A 23147-nucleotide genomic window follows, 5' to 3' on the forward strand; every position below is an offset into this window, starting at 1 on the left:
CCCCGGCCCCCCGGCCGGGGCACGCCCCGTCCCCGCTCCATCCGCCGGCTACTCAGTCCTTCGGCGCTCAGTCCTTCAGCGCGAACGTCCTGAACGCGGTCTTGATCATCTGCTGGCAGGGCTTGTCCGACCAGGCATCCGCCTTGCAGGTGATCATGATGGCGTAGCCGTGGTGGTCATCGGCCCGGAAGCCGCGGTCGAGGACCCGTACCTTCTCGCCGCTCTGCCGACGGGTGAACGACCAGTCGGCGACGGTCGGATAGTCCCGCCACTTCACCGACTTGATGCCGATGAGGTGGTAGTCGTCGCTGGAGGAGCGCACGGCCGGCTCCAGGCTGCGCCAGGAGGCCGCCGCATCGGTGCCGGGCTCGGCGTTGTAGTCGATCTGGATGCGCGGGAACCCGCCCGAAGCGCTGTATATGGCGCCGGAGCCCTCCCCCGCGGTGTCGGTCTGGTGGAAGCCCTTGGGCATCGCCATCCGGAAGTGGAACTTGTCGTTGGAGAGCTCGGTGAAGCCGCTCGGTACGGCCTTGCCGCCCTTGCCACCGTTGTCGTCCTCGCCGCCGGTGTCCTCGGCCGGGGTGAGATTCGGCGGCTGCTCGCTCGCCGCGTCCTGGCCCTTCGCCGGGTCCTTCGCCTGGTCCCCGCTCGTGTCGGCCGCGTCCGTCGACGGCTTCGCCCGGCTCGCGGACGACGAGGTGCCCGGCTTGCCGGACGCCTTGCCGCTCTTCCGCGCCGACTCGTCGCCGCCCAGGGAGACGGCCAGCACCGTGCCCAGCACCGCCAGGACGACGACCACGGCCACGATGATCAGCGTGCGGCGCGGCACGACGTCGGTCACCGACGCGCGCGCCGGCGGACGGCTCCCGTCGCCGGATCTGGAGTCCGCACGGGCTGCCGCCATCGTGGCGGCGGCATTGCGGACGGACTGCAGGGCGCCGCGCACCTTCTCCTTGGCGGCCTCGGCGTCGAACCCCGGCCGGGCGCCCGCCGGACGGGCCGCGACCGGGCCGGCCGAAACCGCCGTATTGCCGGCATCCGCCGCGCCGGAGCCGGTCGCCTCGCCCGCCGCCGCACCGGCCGTCGCACCGGCCGCCGTGGACTGCGGACGCCCGGTCCGCGCCGGCGCGCTCGACGAGGCGGCCTCACCGGCACCGGCCCCCTTGCTCCCCTTGCTGCCGCCGGCCTTGCTCTTGCCGGCCGTGCTTCCACCGACCGCGCTCGTGCCCGCCGTGGCAGCCGCGGACGTGCCGGCCCCCGCGGAGGTGCCGGCATCCGCCGTGCCACCCCCGCCGGTGCTCGCGTTCCCGGCCGCCGGCTCCGCCACCGGCGCGGCGGCGGACTGCGCCCCCCGCGCCATGCGCGACTTCGGCGCGGCCTTCGGCTTCGGGGTGTGCTTCGTCTTCGCCTTGGGCTTCGGCGCGGCCTTCGGCTCCGCCCGCTCCAGGGGCACCGCCGGCAGCGCCATCGCCCGGGTCGCGTCCATCGGGGGCTCCGGCGTCTTCGCCTCGGGAGCGTGGACCACGTCCTCCAGCAGCGCCCGCGCGCCGGCGTCGTCCAGCCGGGCGGCCGGGTCCTTCACCAGCAGGCCGTAGATGACCTCTTCCAGTTCGCCGGCGCTCTTCGGCGGCTCGACCGGCTCGGTCATCACCGCGGTCAGCGTGGCGATCGCGGAGCCCTTGTCGTACGGCGGAACGCCCTCGACGCAGGCGTACAGCAGGCCGCCCAGCGACCACATGTCGGCCGGCGGGCCCGGCTTCTGGCCGCGGGCGCGCTCCGGGGAGATGTAGGAGGGGGCACCGACGAGCATGCCGGTCGAGGTCACGGAGGGGTCGCCCTCGACCTGGGCGATACCGAAGTCGGTCAGCACGACCCGGCCGTCGTCGGAGATCAGGACGTTGGACGGCTTCACATCGCGGTGCAGGATGCCCTCGGCGTGCGCGGCGCGCAGCACATCGAGCACGACCAGCCCGACCTCGGCGGCGCGGCGCGGGGTGAGCGGGCCGTCGTCGCGGACGACCTCGGCCAGCGAGCGGCCCTCGACCAGCTCCATCACGATCCACGGGCGGTCGTCCTCGTCGACCACGTCATAGACCGTCACCGCGCCGTTGTTCCGGATCCGGGCGATCGCCTTGGCCTCGCGCAGGGTGCGGGTGATCAGACGACGCTTCTCGTCCTCCTCGACCCCGCCCGGGAAGCGCAGCTCCTTGACCGCGACCGTGCGGCCCAGGACCTCGTCGCGTGCCCGCCACACGGTGCCCATGCCGCCCCGGCCGAGAACATCGGCGAGCCGGTACCGCCCGGCGAGCAGCCTGCCCCCTTTGCCGTCCATCTCGACCTCGTCGCCCACTGCATCCCCTCTGCAATCCAGCCGAGTTGGCAGCTTCGACGTCCCATCGATCACCAAACTGGCCCAACTCGGACAACCCACCCTGGCAGAGCCTTCATTCTCCCTCATCCGCGGCCATGCGGAAGGCCCGGGTCTATGCGGAACGACAGCTCGTACCCGTCATGATGGCCCCGACGAACGGGAGTCCCGATGCCGAAGCGCTCGCCTCGCCCGGCCGTGACCGCCGGGCTTCCCCCCGCGCCGCCGGTCGCCGGCCGCCACCGCGCGCTGCTCCGTTCGGGTGCTCTCGCCGCCCTGACCGTACTCGCCCTGACGGCCTGCACCGCAACGCCGCGCCCGGCCGCCCGCACCCGCGAGGCACCCGCCCGGCCGCCCGCGACGACGCGGCACGCGCTGCACCGGCTGGTCGACGACGGAGCCCCGGGCGCGGCCTCCCTCACCACCCGCGCGGGGTACCCCGACGCGCGCTACGCGACGGCCGGCGTGGCCGATCTGCGCAGTGGCCGCACGATGCGCCCCCGGGACCACTTCCGGGCCGGCAGCCTCACCAAGACCCTGGTCGCGACGGTCGTCCTGCAACTCGTCGCCGAGGGCCGGCTGTCGCTGCACGACAGCGCCGCCGCGCACCTCCCGCCCGGCGTGCCGGCCGCGGGAGACGGCGACCGCAGCGAACTACGCAGGGTGACGATCCGCCAGCTGCTGGACCACACGAGCGGATTGTTCAACTACACCCAGGACCCCCGGCTCTCCCGGCAGCTCTTCGGCAAGGGCTTCGGAGCGCACCGCTACGACAGCCACACCCCGGCCGAGCTGCTGCGGATCGCCCTCAGCCACCCGCCGGTGTCCCCTCCGGGCGCCCACTACGCCTACTCCAACACCAACTACCTCGTGCTCGGCCTGGTCATCGAGGCGGTCACCGCACACCCGTACGCCACGGAGATCCGCCGCCGCATCCTCGGCCCCGCCCGGCTCACCCACACCTCCTTCCCCGGTACCGACCCGGTCCTGCCCGAGCCGCACGGCCGCGCCTACTCCCGGGCCGGCGGCCGGCGGGTGGACGCCACCTCCCTGGACCCCAGCCGGGCGGGCGCGGCCGGCGAGATGGTCACCACCCTGGGCGACCTCAACCGCTTCTTCGCCGCACTGCTCGGCGGCAGGCTCCTGCCACCACGCCAGATGGCCCAGATACACAACGAGAAGGGCACCGGCGGCGCCTACGGCCTCGGCCTGTACGCGACCAGGCTGCCCTGCGGCGTCACGGTCTGGGGCCACAACGGCGACATCAACGGCTCCTACGTCCGGACCGCCGGCACCGCCGACGGCCGCCACATCGTCAGCTACCGCCTCAACACCGACACCCTGGCCCACCCGGCACACGGCACCGCGGTACTGACCGCGGAGTTCTGCGCGTCCCGGCGGCCCTAGGAGACTTCCACCGGCCCCCAGGGGGCCCGCAGGCCTACAGCGGCACGATGTCCGGAGCCCCCAGCCGCGCCGCATCCGCCGTCAGATCGTCCGGCTGCCGCTGGGATTCGCGCTCCGCCTCGACCCGCTTCCGGTAGTGCGTGATCTCCTTCTCGATCTGGGCGTTGTCCCAGCCCAGCGCGGGGGCGATCAGCTCGGCCACCTCGCGGGCGCTGCGGGTGCCCCGGTCGAAGGTCTCGATGGAGATGCGGGTGCGCCGGGTCAGCACGTCGTCGAGGTGGCGGGCGCCCTCGTGCGTGCAGGCGTAGACCGCCTCGGCCCGCAGGTAGTCGTCCGCGGCCGCCAGCGGTTCGCCCAGCGAAGGATCGGCGACCACCAGCTCCAGCAGTTCCTCGGTCAGCGAGCCGTACCGGTTCAACAGATGCTCGATGCGCGCCACATGGAGTCCGGCGCGCGCGGCGATCCGGGCCCGCGCGTTCCACAGCGCCCGGTAGCCCTCGGCACCGACCAGCGGAATGTCCTCGGTGACGCTCTCCGCGACCCGTTGGTCGAGGCCGTGCACCGCCTCGTCCACCGCGTCCTTCGCCATCACCCGGTACGTCGTGTACTTGCCGCCCGCGACCACCACCAGCCCCGGCAGCGGATGGGCGACGGTGTGCTCCCGCGACAGCTTGCTGGTGGCATCCGACTCCCCGGCCAGCAGCGGACGCAGTCCCGCGTACACCCCCTCCACGTCGTCCCTGGTCAGCGGGGTCGCCAGCACCGTATTCACATGCTCCAGCAGATAGTCGATATCCGCGCTGGAGGCCGCCGGATGCGCCTTGTCCAGATCCCAGTCCGTGTCCGTCGTCCCCACGATCCAGTGCCGTCCCCACGGGATGACGAACAGGACGCTCTTCTCCGTCCGCAGGATCAGCCCGGTCGTCGAATGGATCCGGTCCTTGGGGACGACCAGGTGGATGCCCTTCGACGCCCGGACATGGAACTGCCCGCGCTCACCGATCAGCGCCTGGGTGTCGTCCGTCCACACCCCGGTGGCATTGACGACCTGCTGGGCCCGGATCTCGTACTCGCCGCCGCCCTCGACGTCCTGTACCCGCGCGCCGACCACCCGCTCGCCCTCGCGCAGAAAGCCCACCACCCGCGCCCGGTTGGCGACCTGCGCGTCGTAGGCAGCCGCGGTCCGCACCATCGTCGCCACATAGCGCGCGTCGTCCATCTGCGCGTCGTAGTACTGCAGCGCGCCGACCAGCGCGTCCTTCTTCAGGCAGGGCGCCACCTGCAGGGCACGCCTGTGGGACAGATGCCGGTGGTGGGGCAGTCCGCGGCCGTGGCCGGACGAGATGGACATCGTGTCGTACAGCGCCACGCCGCTGCCCGCGTACCAGCGCTCCCAGCCCTTGTGCTGCAGCGGATACAGAAACGGCACCGGCTTGACCAGATGCGGCGCCAGCCGCTCCAGCAGCAGCCCCCGTTCCTTCAGCGCCTCCCGCACCAGCGCGAAGTCCAGCATTTCCAGATACCGCAGACCGCCGTGGATGAGCTTGCTCGACCGGCTGGAGGTGCCCGAGGCCCAGTCGCGCGCCTCGACGAGTCCGGTGGACAGGCCGCGGGTCGCGGCGTCCAGAGCCGTCCCCGCGCCGACGACTCCGCCGCCGACCACGAGAACGTCCAGCTCCCGCTCCGCCATTCGGGCGAGCGCCTCGGCCCGCTGCGCCGGTCCCAGTATCGCTGTCTTCACCGCTGCCTCCCGCTGTGATCGGGGCCACACCCCCCGTCCGTCGATTCTGTCCGCGCCGCGTTCCGGTATCCACCCTCCGCTCATGGCGACAACACCCCGCCGCCTTGATCCATCAATCCCTATTCTGGGTCAAATATCCGCTTAGTCTACTTATGCGCGATCGCCAGCCGCTCACGTCATGCGCCCACGTTCATTCGCAGTCGCTCGGGAAGGACGGCCGCAGCATGCCCGCAGACCTCGCCGTCATCGGACTCGGTCACCTCGGCCTCCCCCTCGCCCAGGCCGCCACCACCGCCGGCATCGGCACCATCGGATACGACCCCGACCCGCACGCCGCCGCCCTCTCCGGCGCCGACGGGCCGCTTTCCGCCACCGAACTCCGCCGCCTGCTCTCCGCCGGCTTCCGCACCACCACTGATCCCACCGCCCTGGGCCGGGTCCGTACCGCGGTCCTCTGCGCGCCCACACCCCCCGGCGAGGACCGCGCACCGGACCTCACCGCCCTCGCCGACGCCGCCCGCACGCTGGCCGCGCAGCTGCGCCCGCACACCACGGTGATCCTCGAATCCACCGCCTACCCGGGCACCACCGAGGAATTCCTGCGCCCCCTCCTGGAGGAGGGCTCCGGCCTCACCGCCGGCCGCGACTTCCACCTCGCCTGCTCCCCCGGCCGCCACGACCCCGGCAACCGCACCCACCGGTACGCCAACACGCCCAAGGTCATCGGCGGCCTCACCCCCGCCTGCACGGAGGCCGCCGCCGCCTTCTACGGCCGCCTCACCGACAAGGTCGTCCGCGCCCGCGGCCCCCGCGAGGCCGAAACCGCCAAGCTCCTGGAAACCAACTACCGCCACATCAACATCGCCCTGATGAACGAGATGGCGGTCTTCTGCCACGACATCGGCGTCGACCTGTGGGACGTCATCCGCTGCGCGGAGACCAAGCCGTTCGGCTTCCAGTCCTTCCGCCCCGGCCCCGGAGTGGGCGGCCACGCCACCCCCATCGACCCCAACTGCCTCTCCCACAAGGGCCGTTCCCCGGGCCACCACCCGCTGCGCATGGTCGAACTCGCCCAGGAGGTGAACGGCCGGATGCCGCGCTACGTCATCCAGCGCTGCGCCACCCTCCTCAACGAACACGGCAAATCCGCCCGCGGCGCCCGCGTCCTGCTGCTCGGCGTCACCTACAAGCCGGACATCGCCGACCAGACCGGCGCACCTGCCCTCGAAATCGCCTCCCGCCTCACGGAACTCGGCGCGCACCTGACGTACCACGATCCGTACGTCCCCCAGTGGTCCGTACTAGGCCGGCCCGTGCCCAGGGCCGACTCCTTGTACGAAGCCGCGGCTGCCGCGGACCTGACGGTGCTGGTACAGGCGCACCGGACGTATGACCTTCAGGGGCTGGCGGTGAAGGCGCAGCTGCTGCTGGATACTCGCGGGGCGACTCCGACGGGGGCCGCGCATCGGCTGTAACCCCGCATTTTCGGCTGCGGCGCCGTGCGTCTCCCGCCTTCGGCGGGGGGGTTTGTTGGGCGGGGGCCGCTTGCTGTTCGTGGTGGTGCCGGTGGCGGACCTCCGGGGCCTGTGTTGTGGACTGCTTCGCTTTACGTCCACAACACAGGCCCCTCCGGCCCACCACCTCCCGCCCGGGACGGCGACCCCCGCCCGGTGGGGGTGAAGGTTCTAAAAACCAGTAGCTCGGCCCGCATCATGGTGCGGGCCGAGCTACTGGTCTTTGTCTTTTCCTCCCCCCTACCGGGGTGGAGCCCCACAATCGGCGGGAGGGGGCGGGGCCGGAGGGGTGGGTTGTCGGACGTAAAGCGAAGCAGTCCGACAACCCACCCCGGAGGCCCCGAACCCGGCACCCACCACACAACCAGGGACCCCACCCCACAAACCCCACCCGCCGAAGGCGGGAAACGCCGCCGCGGGCGGAACCTAGCGGTTGTCGTGCTGGGACGGCGCGACCGTAACTTCCACCCGCTGGAATTCCTTCAGCTCCGAGTACCCGGTCGTCGCCATCGCCCGGCGCAGCGCGCCGAAGAAGTTCATCGAGCCGTCGGGAACCGTCGACGGCCCCAACAGCACCTCCTCGGTGGTGCCGACCGCCCCGAGGTCCATCCGCTTGCCGCGCGGCACGTCCTCGTGGACCGCTTCCATGCCCCAGTGGTGGCCGCGGCCGGGCGCGTCCGTGGCGCGGGCGAGCGGGGAGCCCATCATCACGGCGTCGGCGCCGCAGGCAATCGCCTTGGGGAGGTCGCCGGACCAGCCCACCCCGCCGTCGGCGATGACGTGGACGTAGCGGCCGCCGGACTCGTCCATGTAGTCGCGGCGGGCGGCGGCGACATCGGCGACCGCGGTGGCCATCGGGACCTGGATGCCGAGGACGTTGCGCGTGGTGTGCGCGGCGCCGCCGCCGAAGCCGACCAGCACACCGGCCGCGCCGGTCCGCATCAGGTGCAGGGCGGCGGTGTACGTGGCGCAGCCACCGACGATGACCGGGACGTCCAGCTCATAGATGAACTGCTTGAGGTTCAGCGGCTCGGCCGCGGAGGAGACGTGCTCGGCGGAGACGGTGGTGCCGCGGATCACGAAGATGTCGACGCCGGCGTCCACGACGGCCTTGGAGAACTGCGCCGTACGCTGCGGCGACAGCGCGGCGGCGGTCACCACACCGGCGTCGCGCACCTCCTTGATCCGCTGCCCGATCAGCTCTTCCTTGATCGGCGCGGCGTAGATCTCCTGGAGCCGCTTGGTGGCGGTGGCGCCGTCCAGCTCCGCGATCTCGGCGAGCAGCGGCTCCGGGTCCTCGTACCGGGTCCAGAGACCTTCGAGGTTGAGGACGCCCAGGCCGCCCAGCTCACCGATGCGGATCGCGGTCTGCGGGGAGACCACCGAGTCCATGGGAGCGGCCAGGAACGGCAGCTCGAAACGGTAGGCGTCGATCTGCCAGGCGATCGAGACCTCCTTCGGGTCGCGGGTGCGGCGACTGGGTACGACGGCGATGTCGTCGAATGCGTATGCCCGGCGGCCGCGCTTGCCGCGCCCGATCTCGATCTCAGTCACGTGTGTGGCCTTTCCCTCTACGTCTGCGGCTCCAGTATCCCCGACACACCGAAGCCCGCGGCCGGGGAGCGGCCGCGGGCTTCACGGTAGGGCCGTGCTAGCGACGTGTGTAGTGACGCGCCTCGGCAGTCATCCGGCCCCGCTGTCCGGGGAGCTCAGCGACGGCTGTAGTTCGGCGCCTCGGTGGTCATCTGGATGTCGTGCGGGTGGCTCTCCTTGAGGCCCGCGGAGGTGATGCGGACGAAGTGGCCCTTCTCCTTGAGCTCGGGGATGTCGGCGGAGCCGACGTACCCCATGGAGGCGCGCAGGCCGCCGACGAGCTGGTGGGCGACCGAGGAGAGCGGGCCGCGGTAGGGCACCTGGCCCTCGATGCCCTCGGGGACCAGCTTGTCCTCGGAGAGGACGTTGTCCTGGAAGTAGCGGTCCTTGGAGAAGGAGCGGCCCTGGCCGCGGGACTGCATCGCGCCGAGCGAGCCCATGCCGCGGTACGACTTGAACTGCTTGCCGTTGATGAAGACCATCTCGCCGGGCGACTCCTCGCAGCCGGCCAGCAGCGAGCCCAGCATGACGGTGTCCGCGCCGGCCGCGATGGCCTTGGCGATGTCGCCGGAGAACTGCAGGCCGCCGTCACCGATCAGCGGCACGCCCGCGGCGTTCGCGGCCTTCGCCGCTTCGTAGATCGCGGTGACCTGCGGCACGCCGACGCCGGCGACGACGCGGGTGGTGCAGATGGAGCCGGGACCGACGCCGACCTTGATGCCGTCCGCGCCCGCGTCGATCAGCGCCTGGGCGCCGTCACGGGTGGCGACGTTGCCGCCGACGACATCGACGTTGATGTTGGACTTGACCTTGGCGATCATGTCGAGGATGCCGCGGCTGTGGCCGTGTGCACTGTCGATGACGAGGAAGTCGGCACCGGCCTCGACCAGCGCCTGCGCCCGGTCGTACGCCGCGTCGCCGACGCCCACCGCCGCGCCGACGACCAGCCGGCCCTCGGCGTCCTTGGCGGCGTTCGGGTACTTCTCGGCCTTGACGAAGTCCTTGACCGTGATCAGGCCCTTGAGCACGCCGGCCTCGTCGACCAGCGGCAGCTTCTCGATCTTGTGGCGGCGCAGCAGCTCGATGGCGTCCTCGCCGGAGATGCCGACCTTGCCGGTGACCAGCGGCATCGGCGTCATGACCTCGCGGACCTGACGGCTGCGGTCCATCTCGAAGGCCATGTCGCGGTTGGTCACGATGCCCAGCAGCTTGCCCGCGGCATCGGTGACCGGCACCCCGCTGATACGGAACTTGGCACACAGCGCATCCGCGTCGGCCAGCGAGGCGTCCGGACGGACCGTGATCGGGTCGGTGACCATGCCCGACTCGGAGCGCTTGACCAGGTCGACCTGGTTGGCCTGGTCCTCGATGGACAGGTTGCGGTGCAGGACGCCCGCGCCACCCTGCCGGGCCATGGCGATGGCCATCCGGGCCTCGGTGACCTTGTCCATCGCCGCGGACAGCAGCGGGATGTTCACCGCGACGTTGCGCGAGACCCGGGAAGCGGTGCTCACCGCATTGGGCAGCACCTCCGACGCGCCGGGCAGCAGCAGCACGTCGTCGTATGTCAGCCCGAGCATGGCGAATTTGGCGGGCATACCGTCGACGTTGTCACTCATGACACCTTCCCCAATGCTCTTGCCTCAGCGCGGACTCCCATGCTAACGGCCTAAGGAAGTGTCCCAATCCACGAGCGATGAGGGCCTTGTCACTTGTGTATTTCTACGGCGTTATTCCGCCGTGGACAGCGGGGATCTGCTACTGCTCGGCGAGCGCCCGCAGCCTGCTCAGCGCACGGTGCTGGGCGACCCGCACCGCACCGGGCGACATCCCCAGCATCTGCCCGGTCTCCTCGGCCGTCAGCCCGACGGCGACCCGCAGCAGGACCAGCTCCCGCTGGTTCTCCGGAAGGTTCGCCAGCAGCTTCTTGGCCCACTCGGCGTCGCTGCTCAGCAGCGCCCGCTCCTCGGGGCCGAGGGAGTCGTCCGGCTGCTCGGGCATCTCGTCGGACGGCACGGCCGTGCTGCCCGGATGCCGCATCGCGGCGCGCTGCAGATCGGCGACCTTGTGGCCGGCGATGGCGAAGACGAACGCCTCGAAGGGCTTGCCGGTGTCGCGGTAGCGCGGCAGCGCGCAGAGCACCGCGACACAGACTTCCTGCGCCAGGTCCTCGACGAAGTGCCGTGCGTCACCCGGCAGCCGCGACAGCCGGGTGCGGCAGTAGCGCAGGGCGAGGGGGTGCACATGGGCCAGCAGATCGTGGGTGGCCCGCTGGTCCCCCTCGACGGCACGTGCGACGAGAGCGCCGATTTCCTGCTTCCCGTCATCACGCATCGGACCATGGTGCCTTGGCGCCGCACGATCCGCGGCATCAGGTCCGAACTTGTGCGCTGAAGCGTTATGCGCGGCAGGTGCGCCGGCTGTCATCTCCTGCGCCCTCCCCTCGTGCCCGACCGACCCGTCCCCGAGGAACTCCATACCTCAAGGATGCGGCACCGCGCGGGGAATCGGACCGCCACAGGACGCGGCGGCCTGCGGGGCATCCCACGGCCCCGCCCGCCGCAGGGCGGGCGGGGATCTTCACTCCCCCGCATCGCTGCACGTCACAACGCCTTAGCGGACCAGTCCCCAGCGGAAGCCCAGCGCCACCGCATGCGCCCGGTCGGAGGCGCCGAGTTTCTTGAAAAGGCGCCGCGCGTGGGTCTTGACCGTGTCCTCAGAGAGGAACAGCTCACGGCCGATCTCGGCGTTCGAGCGGCCGTGGCTCATGCCCTCCAGCACCTGGATCTCGCGCGCGGTCAGCGTCGGCGCGGCGCCCATCTCGGCGGACCGCAGCCGGCGCGGGGCGAGCCGCCACGTCGGGTCGGCGAGCGCCTGGGTCACCGTCGCCCGCAGCTCGGCGCGCGAGGCGTCCTTGTGCAGATAGCCACGGGCACCGGCGGCGACCGCGAGCGCGACACCGTCCAGGTCCTCGGCCACCGTGAGCATGATGATCCGGGCGCCGGGGTCGGCGGACAGCAGCCGGCGCACGGTCTCGACACCGCCGAGACCGGGCATCCGTACGTCCATCAAAATCAGATCCGAGCGATCGGCACCCCAGCGGCGGAGGACTTCCTCGCCGTTGGCCGCGGTCGTCACACGCTCGACGCCGGGCACGGTTGCCACCGCCCGACGGAGCGCCTCTCGGGCAAGCGGGGAGTCGTCGCAGACGAGGACGGATGTCATGACCGCCCTCCGCAGCTGATGCGCGTCACCTTGAGCCTCCAGGCTGGTACGTATCGTCACCTGTGCGATTGGCGGCCTCGGACATCTGCCCGACGGCTACCTCTGCCAATCGCCTCCGCACTCTCAACGACGGTCACCCGAAAGAGTTACGGCTTCGGCGACCGAGTTCAGCACGCTCCGTGAGGAGCCGGATACGCAGACGACTCATCGGGCGACCGGCATCCGCCCGTGCACCCTATGCCCTATTTGGCTCTCTTTCTTCCATTTTCATGGTGACTATGACTAGATTCGCAATGAGTCATATTTACATCTACTTCGACAGTAGATGTACCGTCGTGAGCACCGAGGCCGAATCAGCACCGCTTCGAGGGGACAAGCAATGGCAGATTTCTCCCGCCTCCCGGGCCCGAACGCAGATCTCTGGGACTGGCAGCTGCTCGCCGCCTGCCGCGGCGTGGACAGCTCGCTCTTCTTCCATCCCGAGGGTGAACGCGGAGCGGCCCGCAGCGCGCGTGAGACATCGGCGAAGGAGGTCTGCATGCGCTGCCCGGTACGGGCCGAGTGCGCGGCGCATGCGCTGGCCGTCCGTGAGCCCTACGGGGTGTGGGGCGGCCTGACGGAGGACGAACGTGAGGAACTGATGGGCCGGGCCCGCCACCGGCTGGTCCCTGCGTCCTCCATGACCGGCCCCGCAGGCGTCTCCGGCGCCTGACCTTCAGGAACACACCGTCCCTGAAGAAACGTTTCTGCATGCCCGGCGGCGACGGCCGGGCGGGCGCGCTCGGTTCCCTCAGCGCCCCGCGGCATCCGCCAGCCGGTCGAGGGTCGCCCCGACGGCGGGCACCTTCGCCAGATCCGGCAGCGTGAGCGCGACGATCTCGCGGTGCACGGCGGGCTCCATCCGTATCGCCGTGGCCCCCTTGGGACGTACCGACTCCAGGGTGAGCTCCGGCAGCGCGGCGACTCCCAGGCCCGCGCCGACCAGGCCGATCACCGCCGGGTAGTCGTCCGTCGCGAAATCGATGCGCGGGGTGAAGCCCGCGCTCTCACAGACCTCCACGAGGTGCCGGCGGCAGCGGGGACAGCCCGCGATCCAGGCCTCGTCGGCCAGTTCGGCGAACCGCGCGGTGCCCGCCTTCGCCAGCCGGTGGCCGTCCGGCACCAGGCCGATCAGCCGGTCCGCCAGGATCGGCCGGACCACCAGGTCGTCCCACTCCGCCCCGGCCGCCGGGTCCGCGCCGCGCACCTCCGGATAGCGGAAGGCCAGCGCGATTTCGCAGTCGCCGTTGCGCAGCATCTCGATGGAGCGCGGCGGCTCGGCTTCGACCAGCGAGACCCGGGTACCGGGGTGGGCGGCGCGCATCTTCGCGAGGGCGGTCGGCACCAGCGTCGAGCTGCCTGAGGGGAAGGACACCAGCCGCACCCGTCCGGCGCGCAGGCCCGCGATGGCCGCGATCTCCTCCTCGGCGGCGGTGAGCCCGGCCAGGATGCCCACGGCGTGGCGTACCAGCGCCTCACCCGCCTGGGTCAGCCTCATCTCGCGGCCCGCACGGACCAGCAGCGGGGTGCCCGCGGACTGCTCCAGGGCCTTCATCTGCTGGCTGACGGCCGGCTGGGTGCAGCCCAGCTCGCGCGCGGCGGCGGAGAAGGAGCCGGTCGTGGCGACGGCACGCAGCACACGGAGATGACGGGCCTCGATCATGTTCCGAGCATAAGCGAGTCTTGGGTTGACCGGGCAAAAAAGAGTTCATGCTTTTGGATGGGAGGCCTGCGTCGCCCCGGATCGAGGGCATGCGTGAAGACATGCGTGAAGAGGGGACGCCCCCGGCGGCCCTCCCCCCTCTTCCCTGCACCACGCCGATCGAGGAACGGAGCACCGCATGAAGCTGCTGACCGTCAATGTGGGACGGCCCGCCCCGTCCGAGCACACCGACGCCGAGGGCGGCACGGGTATCGACAAGAGGCCCGTGGACGGCCCGGTGCGGGTGACCGCCCCCGGTCCCCGGGGCACCGGGGGCAGCGGGCTGGCCGGTGACGCGGTGGTCGACCTGCGCTTCCACGGCGGCGACGACCAGGCCGTCTACGCCTACGCACGCGAGGACCTGGACGAGTGGGAGCGGGAGCTGGGCCGCGAGCTGGCCAATGGCTACTTCGGGGAGAACCTGACCACGTCGGGCGTCGATGTCACCGGCGCCCTGATCGGCGAACGCTGGCGGGTCGGGCCGCGGCTGCTGCTGGAGGTCAGCGCACCGCGGATCCCCTGCCGTACGTTCCACGGGTGGATGGCCGAGCACGGCTGGATCAAACGGTTCACCCAGGCCGCGGTGCCCGGCGCGTTCCTCCGGGTGGTCGAGGAGGGCGAGATCCGTGCGGGGGACGCGGTGGAGGTGGTGCACCGCCCGGATCACGAGGTGTCGATCGGGCTGGCGTTCCAGGCGCTGACCATCCGGCGGGAGCTGCTGCCGCGGCTGCTCGATGCGGGTGGGGCACTGGAGGAGGACGCCCGGGAGAAGGCGCTGAAGTACGTCGCGCGGCAGGGCGGTTGACCGCGGGAGCGGCGCGGGGTGGCCGTGGGGGCGGCTCGGGGTGGCCGTGGGGGGCGGCGGACGGGGCCCGGGAGCAGGACGCCGGGAGCCGGGCGGCGGCAGGCCGTTCGGGCCGGGGGCGGCGGGCCTTTTGGCCCGGTTGCCGGAGGGCGGGTTGCTCGTCCGCGCGGGCGAGCCGCGTCGCCGGGGGGAGGGGCCAGGGCGGCGTGCCCCGGGCGGATAGCGTGCCCGTATGACGACTGCATTGATCACGGGAGCGACGGCGGGCATCGGGGCGGCGTTCGCCCGGCGGCTCGCGAGTGACGGCCACAGCGTGGTGCTGGTCGCGCGCGACGAGAAGCGACTGCGCGAGCAGGCCACCGAGTTGCACGACCGGCACGGCATCGAGGCCGGGGTACTGAGCGCCGATCTGTCCACCGAGGAGGGCATCGCCGCCGTCGAGGCGCGGCTCGCGGACCCCAAGCACCCGGTGGACCTGCTGGTGAACAACGCCGGGTTCGGCAACAAGGGCGAATACCTCGAGGTCTCGATGGCCGACGAGCTGACGATGCTGAAAGTGCACTGCGAGGCGGTGCTGCGGCTGACCACGGCCGCGGTGCGCGGGATGCGGGACCGCCGGCGGGGCGCGGTGGTCAATGTGGCGTCGGTGGCGGCGTTCGTGCCGCGCGGCACCTATGGCGCGAGCAAGGCGTGGGTCGTGCAGTTCACCCAGGGCGCCGCGCGGGATCTGGCGGGCAGCGGCGTCCGGCTGATGGCGCTGTGCCCGGGGTTCGTACGGACCGAGTTCCACCAGCGGGCCGGGATGGGCACCGACAACATCCCCGGGTGGATGTGGCTGGACGCGGACAAGCTGGTCGATGCCGCGATGAAGGACCTGACGCGGGGCAAGTCCCTTTCCATTCCGGACCCGCGGTACAAGGCGCTCATGGGCGCGGTGAAGCTGGCGCCCCGTGGCGTGCTGGGCGGCCTGACGTCCCGTACCGGCCGGAAGTACGGGCCCCGCTGACGCGGTGTGACGTCCCGCGGGCCGGGGCCGGCCCCTCAGCTCCCGGGCGCCGGCCCCGCCCGCCCGTCACCTCCCGCGGGCGAAAGGGGCAGGGCCAGGTGGGCGCGGGTGCCGTCGTGCCAGGTGACCTGGATGCCGTGGCCCGTGAGGTGAGTGGTCGCCAGGGTGTGTACGGGGGCGGGGTCCGGGTCCCCCGTCAGGGATGCCAGGGCTGCGAAGAGGGTGCCCCCGGGGCCTGAGGTGGTGCTGCCCTCCAGGACGGCGGTGCGGGTGCCGGGGCCGATGAGGGTGCTCCCCGTCGGGGTGCGGCGGGGCGGGGTGTCGTAGCCGTGGACGGGGTGGAGTTGCGCGGTGGGGCCGTCGGGCGTGGTGGCCCAGCCCGTCTGGCGTACGCGGGTGCCGGGGGCGGCGCCGGTGACCAGGTGGACGCGGAGTTCGGCGCGGCCGTGGACCAGGGTGGCGGACAGGATCCGGATGCCCGGGAGGTCAGTGCCGTCGGCGTGGCGGGGTGTGTGGGTGGAGGAGGCCCGGCCGGGGCCGGTGGTGTGCGGGGTGGCGGGGCCGCGGGTGGTGAGGCGGCCGTCGAGGAGCAGGCCGAAGTGGTTGTCGGGCAGGGGCTGTTCGGCGGGCAGGGGTTGTTCCCCGAGCTGGGGCGGGCCGTCGGGAAGGGGCCGGTCCTCAGTCGGGAGCCGGCCGCCGGCGGTCGGGCCGGTGCGGGTGGAGTACGCGAAGCGGGCGTAGTAGGGGTCGGGGGCGGCGAGGGTGGAGTTGCTGCCGTGGTTGTGGAGGCGGACCAGGCCGTCGGAGGCCGTGGACTGCAGGAGCAGGCCGGTGGGGCCGAGGGGCCGGGCGGCGTCCGCGGTTTCGGCGGGGAGAGGGGCCTCGGGGCCGGTCCAGGCGGGGTGGCCGGCGGGGAGCAGGAGGCCGAGGAATCCCTTGGCCGCCCAGTAGGGGGAGGCCGGGCCCGAGTAGTGCTGGAGCATCGGCACGTAGGGGCCGTACCAGCCGAGCGGTAGCAGGCCGTCCTGGGCGACGGCTCCCCGGTCGAGGAAGTGGCGCAGGGTCCCGGAGGCGAGGCGTCGGGTGGCGCCGGGGGTGAGCGGGGTGTGGCCGGTGAGGGCGCCCAGCCACGGGGCGGCGGTGGCGGCGAAGCGGTAGGTGAGGGAGCGGCCGAACGGCAGGGGCGCGCCGTTGGCGTCGAAGAGGCGGGTGTAGTCGTCCAGTTGGGCGTGCAGGCGGGGTCCGTAGGTGGCCAGGAGCGTCCGGTCGCCGCCGAGGTGGGCGTGCAGGACCGGGTAGAAGTGCATCGCCCAGGCGTTGTAGTGGTCGAATGCGCGGTTGTCGCCGTCCGTGTACCAGCCGTCGCCGCGGTACCAGTCCTCGATACGGGTCAGCGCGCGGTCGATGGCGGCCTGCGCGCGAACGGTCTCGACGCCTGCCGCACGCAGGAAACCGCCGACGGTGAGGCCGAAGAGCCACCAGTTGTTGTCCACGGGGGACGGGCCGAGGGCGGGCAGCAGCCAGTCGGCGACGCGGGCGCGGACGCTGTCGTCGAGGGTGTCCCACAGCCAGGGGCGGGTCAGCCGCAGGCCGAGGGCGAGCGAGGCGGCTTCGACGCGGGCCTGCCGGACGGTGCCGATACGGTGCCAGGAGTCGGGCTCCGCGGACGTCAACTCCCGTGCGTCGGTGGGGCATCGGGTTCCCGCCGCCAGGCCCTCGGCGTAGCGGGAGAGGTGGCCGTGCGGGTCATGGCCGTTGCTGCCGGCGACGCGGAGGGCGGCGAGCAGGAACGTGCGGGCGAAGCCTTCGAGGCCGTCCGAGCGGGGTCCTGAGGAGCTGGGGCGGGGGCCCGGCAGGGTGATCAGGCCGTGGCGTGGGGAGGCGTACGGGGCGGTGGCGTGCAGCAGCCCGTCGGCCACCGCCTCCCAGTGGGCGCGGGTCCAGCCGGTGTACGCGCTGCGGCGGCGGTCCTCGGGCGGGAGCGGGAAGGGGTGGGGGTGGCGGCGCTGGCGGGGGTGCTCGGGCATGGCGTCCCCTGGGGCGGTCGGATGACGGCCGGCCGGGACGGCGGATGACGGCCGGCCGCCGGGAATCCTTCAGGTGTGGCTGACCACCCGTCAAGGGCACGCCGCACGTCCGGGAGACCACACCGCACGCCAAGACGGACGCCGCACATCCAGGCAACAGGACCACGAAGGAGGAGAACGCATGACCCCACCGGCACAGCACCACGGCGGTCAGGCCGAAAGGACGAGGCGCACGCCCGGCGCGGCGCACCGTCCCGCGGTGCTCCTGTCGATGGGCCCCGGCATCGCCGGACGGCTCCTCGACGCCCGCCACCACACCCGTCTCACGGCCCTCGCCCGTACCGACCCCCACCTCGTCGCCCACGAGCTGGCCGACCCCAGCCCCGCGGTCGCCGCCGCCCTCGCCGACGCCGAGGTGCTGCTCACCTGCTGGGGCGCCCCGCGGCTCACCGGCCGGGTGCTGGACGCGGCCCCGCGGCTGCGCGCCGTCGTGCACGCCGCCGGCTCGGTCAAACACCACCTCACCGACGCCTGCTGGCAGCGCGGTATCGCCGTCGCCTCGGCCGCCGCCGCCAACGCCCTCCCGGTCGCGGAATACACCCTCGCCGCGATCCTCTTCGCGGGCAAAGGCGTGCTGCACGCCGCCCACCGCTACCGCGGCCTGCGCACCGCCCACGACTGGCACCGGGAACTCGGCGCCGCCGGCAACTACCGCCGCACCGTCGGCGTCATCGGCGCCTCCCGTGTCGGCCGCCGCGTCATCGAGCTGCTGCGCCCGTTCGATCTGCACGTCCTGCTGTACGACCCCTACGTGACCGACGCCGACGCCAGCCGGCTCGGCGCACGGCCGGTCCCCCTCGACGCCCTCTGCGCCGGCAGCGACCTCGTCACCGTGCACGCCCCCCAGCTGCCCGCCACCCGCCATCTGCTCGGCGCCCGCGAACTGGCGCTGCTGCCCGACGGCGCGACGTTGATCAATACGGCCCGCGGCTCGCTGGTCGACGGGGCGGCCCTGCTCCCCGAGCTGGTCTCCGGCCGCCTGCACGCCGTCCTCGACGTCACCGAGCCCGACCTCCCGTCCGCCGGCTCTCCGTTGTACGAGCTGCCGAACGTCCTGCTCACCCCGCACGTGGCGGGGTCACTGGGCACCGAACTCCACCGACTGGCCGATCACGCCCTGGACGAGCTCGAACGCTATGCCCAGGGGCGGCCGTTCACCGACCCCGTACGGCCGGAGCACCTGCCCCACTCGGCCTGACGCCCCCGGACCGAAGCGTCCCCGACGGCCGGAAGGAGGGCTGCCCGGCCCCGGATGCCCCTCCCCCACGAATCCCCTCACGAACGCACGGCCCACCGCCCACCGCCCACAAACGGAAGACCCGGCCCCGCACATGGCAGGGACCGGGTCTCATACATCAGGCAGCGGACTGCCCGGCGCTATGCGTCAGTGCGCGTGCCCGTGGCCGTGACCGGCCTCGGCCGGCTCGTCCTCCGCAGGCTTCTCGACGACCAGGGTCTCGGTCGTCAGCAGCAGCGAGGCGATCGACGCGGCGTTCTCCAGGGCGGAACGGGTGACCTTCACCGGGTCGATGACGCCGGCCTTGACCAGGTCGCCGTACTCGCCGGTGGCGGCGTTGAAGCCGTTGCCCTTGTCCTGCTCGGCGACCTTCGCGGTGATGACGTAGCCCTCGAGGCCGGCGTTCTCCGCGATCCAGCGCAGCGGCTCGACGGCGGCGCGGCGGACGACGGCGACACCGGTGGCCTCGTCGCCCTCCTTGCCGAGGGAGCCCTCCAGCACCTTGGCGGCGTGGACCAGAGCGGAGCCACCACCGGAGACGATGCCCTCCTCGACCGCGGCGCGGGTCGCGGAGATGGCGTCCTCCAGACGGTGCTTCTTCTCCTTGAGCTCGACCTCGGTGGCCGCACCCACGCGGATGACGCACACGCCACCGGCGAGCTTGGCCAGGCGCTCCTGGAGCTTCTCGCGGTCCCAGTCGGAGTCGGTGGACTCGATCTCGGCCTTGATCTGCGCGACGCGACCGGTGACGTCCTCGGCCTTGCCGCCACCGTCGACGATGGTGGTGTCGTCCTTGGTGACGGTCACCCGGCGGGCGGTGCCGAGCACGTCCAGACCGGCCTGGTCGAGCTTGAGGCCGACCTCCTCGGCGATGACGGTCGCACCGGTGAGGGTGGCGATGTCGCCGAGCATGGCCTTGCGGCGGTCACCGAAGCCGGGGGCCTTGACGGCCACGGCGTTGAAGGTGCCACGGATCTTGTTGACGACCAGGGTCGACAGGGCCTCGCCCTCGACGTCCTCGGCGATGATCAGCAGCGGCTTGGAGGCACCGGCCTGGATGACCTTCTCCAGCAGCGGCAGCAGGTCCTGGATCGAGGAGATCTTGCCCTGGTGGATCAGGATGTACGGGTCCTCGAGGACGGCCTCCATCCGCTCCTGGTCGGTGACCATGTACGGCGAGAGGTAGCCCTTGTCGAAGGCCATGCCCTCGGTGAAGTCCAGCTCCAGACCGAAGGTGTTGGACTCCTCGACGGTGATGACACCGTCCTTGCCGACCTTGTCCATCGCCTCGGCGATGAGCTCACCGACCTGCTTGTCCTGCGCGGACAGACCGGCCACGGCGGCGATGTCGGTCTTGTCGTCGATCGGACGGGCGGTCGCCAGGAGCTCGTCGGAGACGGCCTTGACGGCGGCGTCGATGCCCTTCTTCAGGGCGGCCGGGGAGGCGCCGGCGGCGACGTTGCGCAGACCCTCGCGGACCAGCGCCTGGGCCAGCACGGTGGCGGTGGTGGTGCCGTCACCCGCGATGTCGTTGGTCTTGGTCGCCACCTCCTTGACGAGCTGGGCACCCAGGTTCTCGTACGGGTCGTCGACCTCGACCTCACGCGCGATGGTGACACCGTCGTTGGTGATCGTCGGCGCGCCGAACTTCTTGTCGATGACGACGTTGCGGCCCTTGGGGCCGATGGTCACCTTGACCGTGTCGGCAAGCTTGTTGACGCCGCGCTCAAGGGCGCGACGGGCGTCCTCGTCGAACTTCAGGATCTTCGCCATGGGTTGCTTCAAGTCCTCTCATTGCGATCCTCGGCCACGACGTGGGGACCGCTGTCGCTCAAACGAACTGCGCCCCTGCCCCGGGTTGTTTAGACGCGGGAACCAGGGGCGCAGATCACGGCAAAACTGGGTGACTTACTTCTCGACGATCGCGAGCACGTCGCGAGCCGAGAGAACGAGGTAGTCCTCGTTGTTGTACTTCACCTCGGTGCCGCCGTACTTGCTGTAGAGCACGACGTCGCCGACGTTGACGTCGAGCTCGACGCGCTTGCCGTCCTCGACACGGCCCGGGCCCACGGCCAGGACGACGCCCTCCTGGGGCTTCTCCTTGGCGGTGTCCGGAATGACCAGGCCCGAGGCCGTGGTCTGCTCGGCGTCGAGCGGCTGGACCACAATGCGGTCCTCAAGCGGCTTGATGGCAACCTTGGAGCTGGTGGTCGTCACGATCCGACCTCCCCCTTCGGAGATCTCACGGGGTTAACTGTCTGAGGTGGCGACCAGGTCGATCCGTCGTCGCGGGTGCCGGACCTGCCCGTCGCTGTGTGTCTGGCACTCCCCACTGGAGAGTGCCAACGCCGAGACTATGACGCGGTTAGCACTCGGTCAAGCGGAGTGCCAGCGCGGCGGGGTGCGCTTGCCTCCGCCCGGTTGACCGGCGGCCCCGAGCCGTGGCCGACGACGGGCCGCACCCCGGCCGGCCAGGCCTTCCGCGGCGGATCGGGGCGGGACCAGGACGGAACGCGGGCCGGATCAGCACGGGACGGGGACTGATGCAGAACGGGCCCGGGACGGACAGAAGCCGGACGACGGCCATGTTCCTATCAAATCGGACACACCTTCTCCTTCCCTCGCAACCACGCCGTCGGCTGCCTCGTCTACCTCCCCGACTGCCTGCCGACGAACCGGGCACATCCCGGCCGGCCCGCGGCCTCGACGATTCAGTGGCGGAGGAAACCCGTGCGTGGACAGACCAGCGTTCCCCGGGCGGCCCGGCGGCGGGAGAGCGACGCCGAACGCACCATGACGTTCGCCGCGCTGGCCCAGGCACCGGACCGCCGGCGGACCGAGGCATGGCTGCTCGCCCTCGCCGTGCTGATCGCGGACTTCGGGTACGCCTGCACCGGCCTGTCGATGACCGGCCGGCTGCCCGGCGGGCTGGCCGGCTTCGCCGTCAGCATGTTCTTCGTGGCGCTGGTCCCGCACCTGGTCCTGCGCCGCTACGCGCCCCGCGCCGATCCGCTGATCCTGCCGCTGGCGACGCTGCTGACCGGACTCGGCCTGGTGCTGCTGCACCGCCTGGACCTCACCTACGCGCAGACGCCCCGGCTCAAGATCGCCGAGGCGGCGAGCGGGCAGCTGGTGTGGACGGTGATCGGGGTGGCGGTCTGTATCGCGATCCTGCTGGTGCTGCGCGATCACCGCGTTCTGCAGCGCTACATCTATCTGACGATGGTGGTCGCACTGGTGCTGCTGATGGCCCCGGCCTTCTTCGGCGCCGACATGTACGGCGCCAAGCGCTGGATCCTGCTCGGGCCGCTGTCGCTGCAGCCCGGCGAATTCGTGAAGATCATGATCTCGGTGTTCTTCGCGGGCTACCTCACCGTCAACCGCGATGCCCTGGCACTGGCCGGACGCCGCGTCCTGGGCGTCCAACTGCCCCCGGGGCGGCAGCTCGCACCGATCTTCACCATCTGGGTGATCAGCCTGCTGGTGCTGGTCTTCGAACGGGACCTGGGCACCTCGCTGATCTTCTTCGGTGTCTTCGTGATCATGCTGTACATGGCCACGAACCGCACCAGCTGGGTGGTCTGCGGCCTGCTGATGGCCGTCGTCGGCGCGGCCGTCGTCGGCTCTCTGGAACCCCACGTCCACGGCCGGGTCACCGCCTGGCTCGACCCGATGCGGGCCTTCACCAAGGAAGGCATCGCGGAGGGCATGTCCAACCAGCTCGGCCAGGCCCTGTTCAGCTTCGGCAGCGGCGGCATCTCCGGCAGCGGACTCGGCCAGGGCCACCCCGAGCTGATCGGCTTCGCCGGCAACAGCGACTTCATCCTCACCACCGTCGGCGAGGAGATGGGGCTGGCCGGGGTGATGGTCGTGATCATGCTGTACGTCCTGCTGGCCCAGCGCGGCCTGCGGGTCGGGCTGACCGCCCGCGACCCATTCGGCAAGCTGCTCGCGGTCGGTCTCTCCGGCGCCCTGCTCCTCCAGGTATTCGTCGTCGCCGGCGGCGTCACCGGCCTGATCCCCTTGACCGGCAAGGCCCTCCCCTTCCTCGCCAAGGGAGGCTCGTCCCTCGTCGCGAACTGGGTGATGGTGGCCTTGCTGTTGCGGATCAGCGACCATGCGCAGCGCCGGCGTGAGCCGGTTTGATCTTTTCCCACCGTTCCGCTGCGCTTTGCCTCGGGCGGTTTTCGGCTTTCCCGCCGTGGGGGCTTCTCGCCGTTGCGCCTGGCGGCGGGCGGGTCCGCTGCGCGGGGCGGGGTCCGCTGCGCGGGGCGGGGTCCGCTGCGCGGGGCTGTTGGGGTGCGGTGACGGGCCTGCGCGGGTGGGTGTCCGGACTGCTTCGCTTTACGTCCGGACACCCACCCGCTCCGGCCCGTCCCCTCCCGTTGGGGGGTGGGAAGAAGGCCGGTGGGGCTGGAGCAGG

At 71.8% G+C, this 23147-nt stretch carries 17 protein-coding genes; 7 read left to right on the forward strand and 10 right to left on the reverse strand.

What is annotated here, in order from left to right:
• Positions 1-67 precede the first annotated feature (67 nt).
• The gene (locus ABZ851_RS27525) at positions 68-2350 is read right to left on the reverse strand and encodes a serine/threonine-protein kinase (protein ID WP_361132759.1); all 2283 of its coding nucleotides are present in this window, start codon (positions 2348-2350) and stop codon (positions 68-70) included.
• Between the two features lie 189 nt (positions 2351-2539).
• Between ABZ851_RS27525 and ABZ851_RS27530 the strand changes: the two genes are divergently transcribed.
• Positions 2540-3775, forward strand: coding sequence for a serine hydrolase domain-containing protein (locus ABZ851_RS27530; protein WP_361132762.1), 1236 nt, complete (start codon positions 2540-2542; stop codon positions 3773-3775).
• Positions 3776-3809: 34 nt separating this feature from the next.
• Here ABZ851_RS27530 and ABZ851_RS27535 read toward each other — a convergent pair whose 3' ends face one another.
• Positions 3810-5516: a glycerol-3-phosphate dehydrogenase/oxidase gene (locus ABZ851_RS27535; RefSeq protein WP_361132765.1), complete on the reverse strand. Its 1707-nt coding sequence runs from the start codon at positions 5514-5516 to the stop codon at positions 3810-3812.
• A 224-nt stretch (positions 5517-5740) separates the two neighbouring features.
• On the opposite strand from ABZ851_RS27535, the gene ABZ851_RS27540 reads away from it, so the two are divergent.
• Positions 5741-6991, forward strand: coding sequence for a nucleotide sugar dehydrogenase (locus ABZ851_RS27540; protein ID WP_361132768.1), 1251 nt, complete (start codon positions 5741-5743; stop codon positions 6989-6991).
• 465 nt (positions 6992-7456) lie between these two features.
• On the opposite strand, the gene ABZ851_RS27545 is transcribed toward ABZ851_RS27540, so the two are convergent.
• The 4 genes from ABZ851_RS27545 to ABZ851_RS27560 all read right to left on the reverse strand — a co-directional run bounded on the left by ABZ851_RS27545 (position 7457) and on the right by ABZ851_RS27560 (position 11848).
• The gene (locus ABZ851_RS27545) at positions 7457-8584 is read right to left on the reverse strand and encodes a GuaB3 family IMP dehydrogenase-related protein (protein ID WP_260639313.1); all 1128 of its coding nucleotides are present in this window, start codon (positions 8582-8584) and stop codon (positions 7457-7459) included.
• Between the two features lie 155 nt (positions 8585-8739).
• Positions 8740-10242, reverse strand: a complete 1503-nt coding sequence (guaB, locus tag ABZ851_RS27550) for an IMP dehydrogenase (RefSeq protein ID WP_361132772.1) — start codon at positions 10240-10242, stop codon at positions 8740-8742.
• Between the two features lie 139 nt (positions 10243-10381).
• Positions 10382-10957 (reverse strand): sigma-70 family RNA polymerase sigma factor, encoded by a 576-nt coding sequence (locus tag ABZ851_RS27555; RefSeq protein ID WP_043264857.1) that lies wholly within the window; start codon positions 10955-10957, stop codon positions 10382-10384.
• Positions 10958-11236: 279 nt separating this feature from the next.
• Complete coding sequence (locus ABZ851_RS27560; protein ID WP_003948568.1) at positions 11237-11848, reverse strand: response regulator transcription factor; 612 nt, start codon at positions 11846-11848, stop codon at positions 11237-11239.
• 379 nt (positions 11849-12227) lie between these two features.
• On the opposite strand from ABZ851_RS27560, the gene ABZ851_RS27565 reads away from it, so the two are divergent.
• Positions 12228-12560, forward strand: coding sequence for a WhiB family transcriptional regulator (locus tag ABZ851_RS27565; protein ID WP_088798371.1), 333 nt, complete (start codon positions 12228-12230; stop codon positions 12558-12560).
• Positions 12561-12638: 78 nt separating this feature from the next.
• Here ABZ851_RS27565 and ABZ851_RS27570 read toward each other — a convergent pair whose 3' ends face one another.
• Positions 12639-13550, reverse strand: a complete 912-nt coding sequence (locus ABZ851_RS27570; protein ID WP_088798372.1) for a LysR family transcriptional regulator — start codon at positions 13548-13550, stop codon at positions 12639-12641.
• Between the two features lie 178 nt (positions 13551-13728).
• Between ABZ851_RS27570 and ABZ851_RS27575 the strand changes: the two genes are divergently transcribed.
• Together ABZ851_RS27575 and ABZ851_RS27580 are read left to right on the forward strand one after the other, a co-directional pair.
• Positions 13729-14394 (forward strand): MOSC domain-containing protein, encoded by a 666-nt coding sequence (locus ABZ851_RS27575; RefSeq protein WP_361132777.1) that lies wholly within the window; start codon positions 13729-13731, stop codon positions 14392-14394.
• A 232-nt stretch (positions 14395-14626) separates the two neighbouring features.
• Positions 14627-15400 carry an SDR family NAD(P)-dependent oxidoreductase gene (locus tag ABZ851_RS27580; RefSeq protein ID WP_336054818.1) on the forward strand — a complete coding sequence of 258 codons (774 nt, stop codon included), beginning with the start codon at positions 14627-14629 and terminating at the stop codon, positions 15398-15400.
• A gap of 35 nt (positions 15401-15435) precedes the next feature.
• Here ABZ851_RS27580 and ABZ851_RS27585 read toward each other — a convergent pair whose 3' ends face one another.
• Positions 15436-17427, reverse strand: coding sequence for a DUF2264 domain-containing protein (locus tag ABZ851_RS27585; protein ID WP_361132781.1), 1992 nt, complete (start codon positions 17425-17427; stop codon positions 15436-15438).
• Positions 17428-17698: 271 nt separating this feature from the next.
• Between ABZ851_RS27585 and ABZ851_RS27590 the strand changes: the two genes are divergently transcribed.
• Entirely contained in the window at positions 17699-18685 is a 987-nt protein-coding gene (locus tag ABZ851_RS27590) for a hydroxyacid dehydrogenase (protein WP_361132816.1), read from the forward strand.
• 186 nt (positions 18686-18871) lie between these two features.
• Here the strand turns inward: ABZ851_RS27590 and groL are convergent, their stop codons facing one another.
• The gene (groL, locus tag ABZ851_RS27595) at positions 18872-20497 is read right to left on the reverse strand and encodes a chaperonin GroEL (protein ID WP_336049353.1); all 1626 of its coding nucleotides are present in this window, start codon (positions 20495-20497) and stop codon (positions 18872-18874) included.
• 135 nt (positions 20498-20632) lie between these two features.
• A complete protein-coding gene (gene groES, locus ABZ851_RS27600; RefSeq protein ID WP_030089482.1) occupies positions 20633-20941 on the reverse strand; it encodes a co-chaperone GroES in 309 nt (102 codons plus the stop codon).
• Positions 20942-21517: 576 nt separating this feature from the next.
• Between groES and ABZ851_RS27605 the strand changes: the two genes are divergently transcribed.
• Entirely contained in the window at positions 21518-22870 is a 1353-nt protein-coding gene (locus ABZ851_RS27605; RefSeq protein WP_361132819.1) for an FtsW/RodA/SpoVE family cell cycle protein, read from the forward strand.
• Positions 22871-23147 lie beyond the last annotated feature (277 nt).

It is taken from the genome of Streptomyces sp. NPDC047049 (genome assembly GCF_040643995.1).
GTDB lineage: Bacteria > Actinomycetota > Actinomycetes > Streptomycetales > Streptomycetaceae > Streptomyces > Streptomyces mooreae.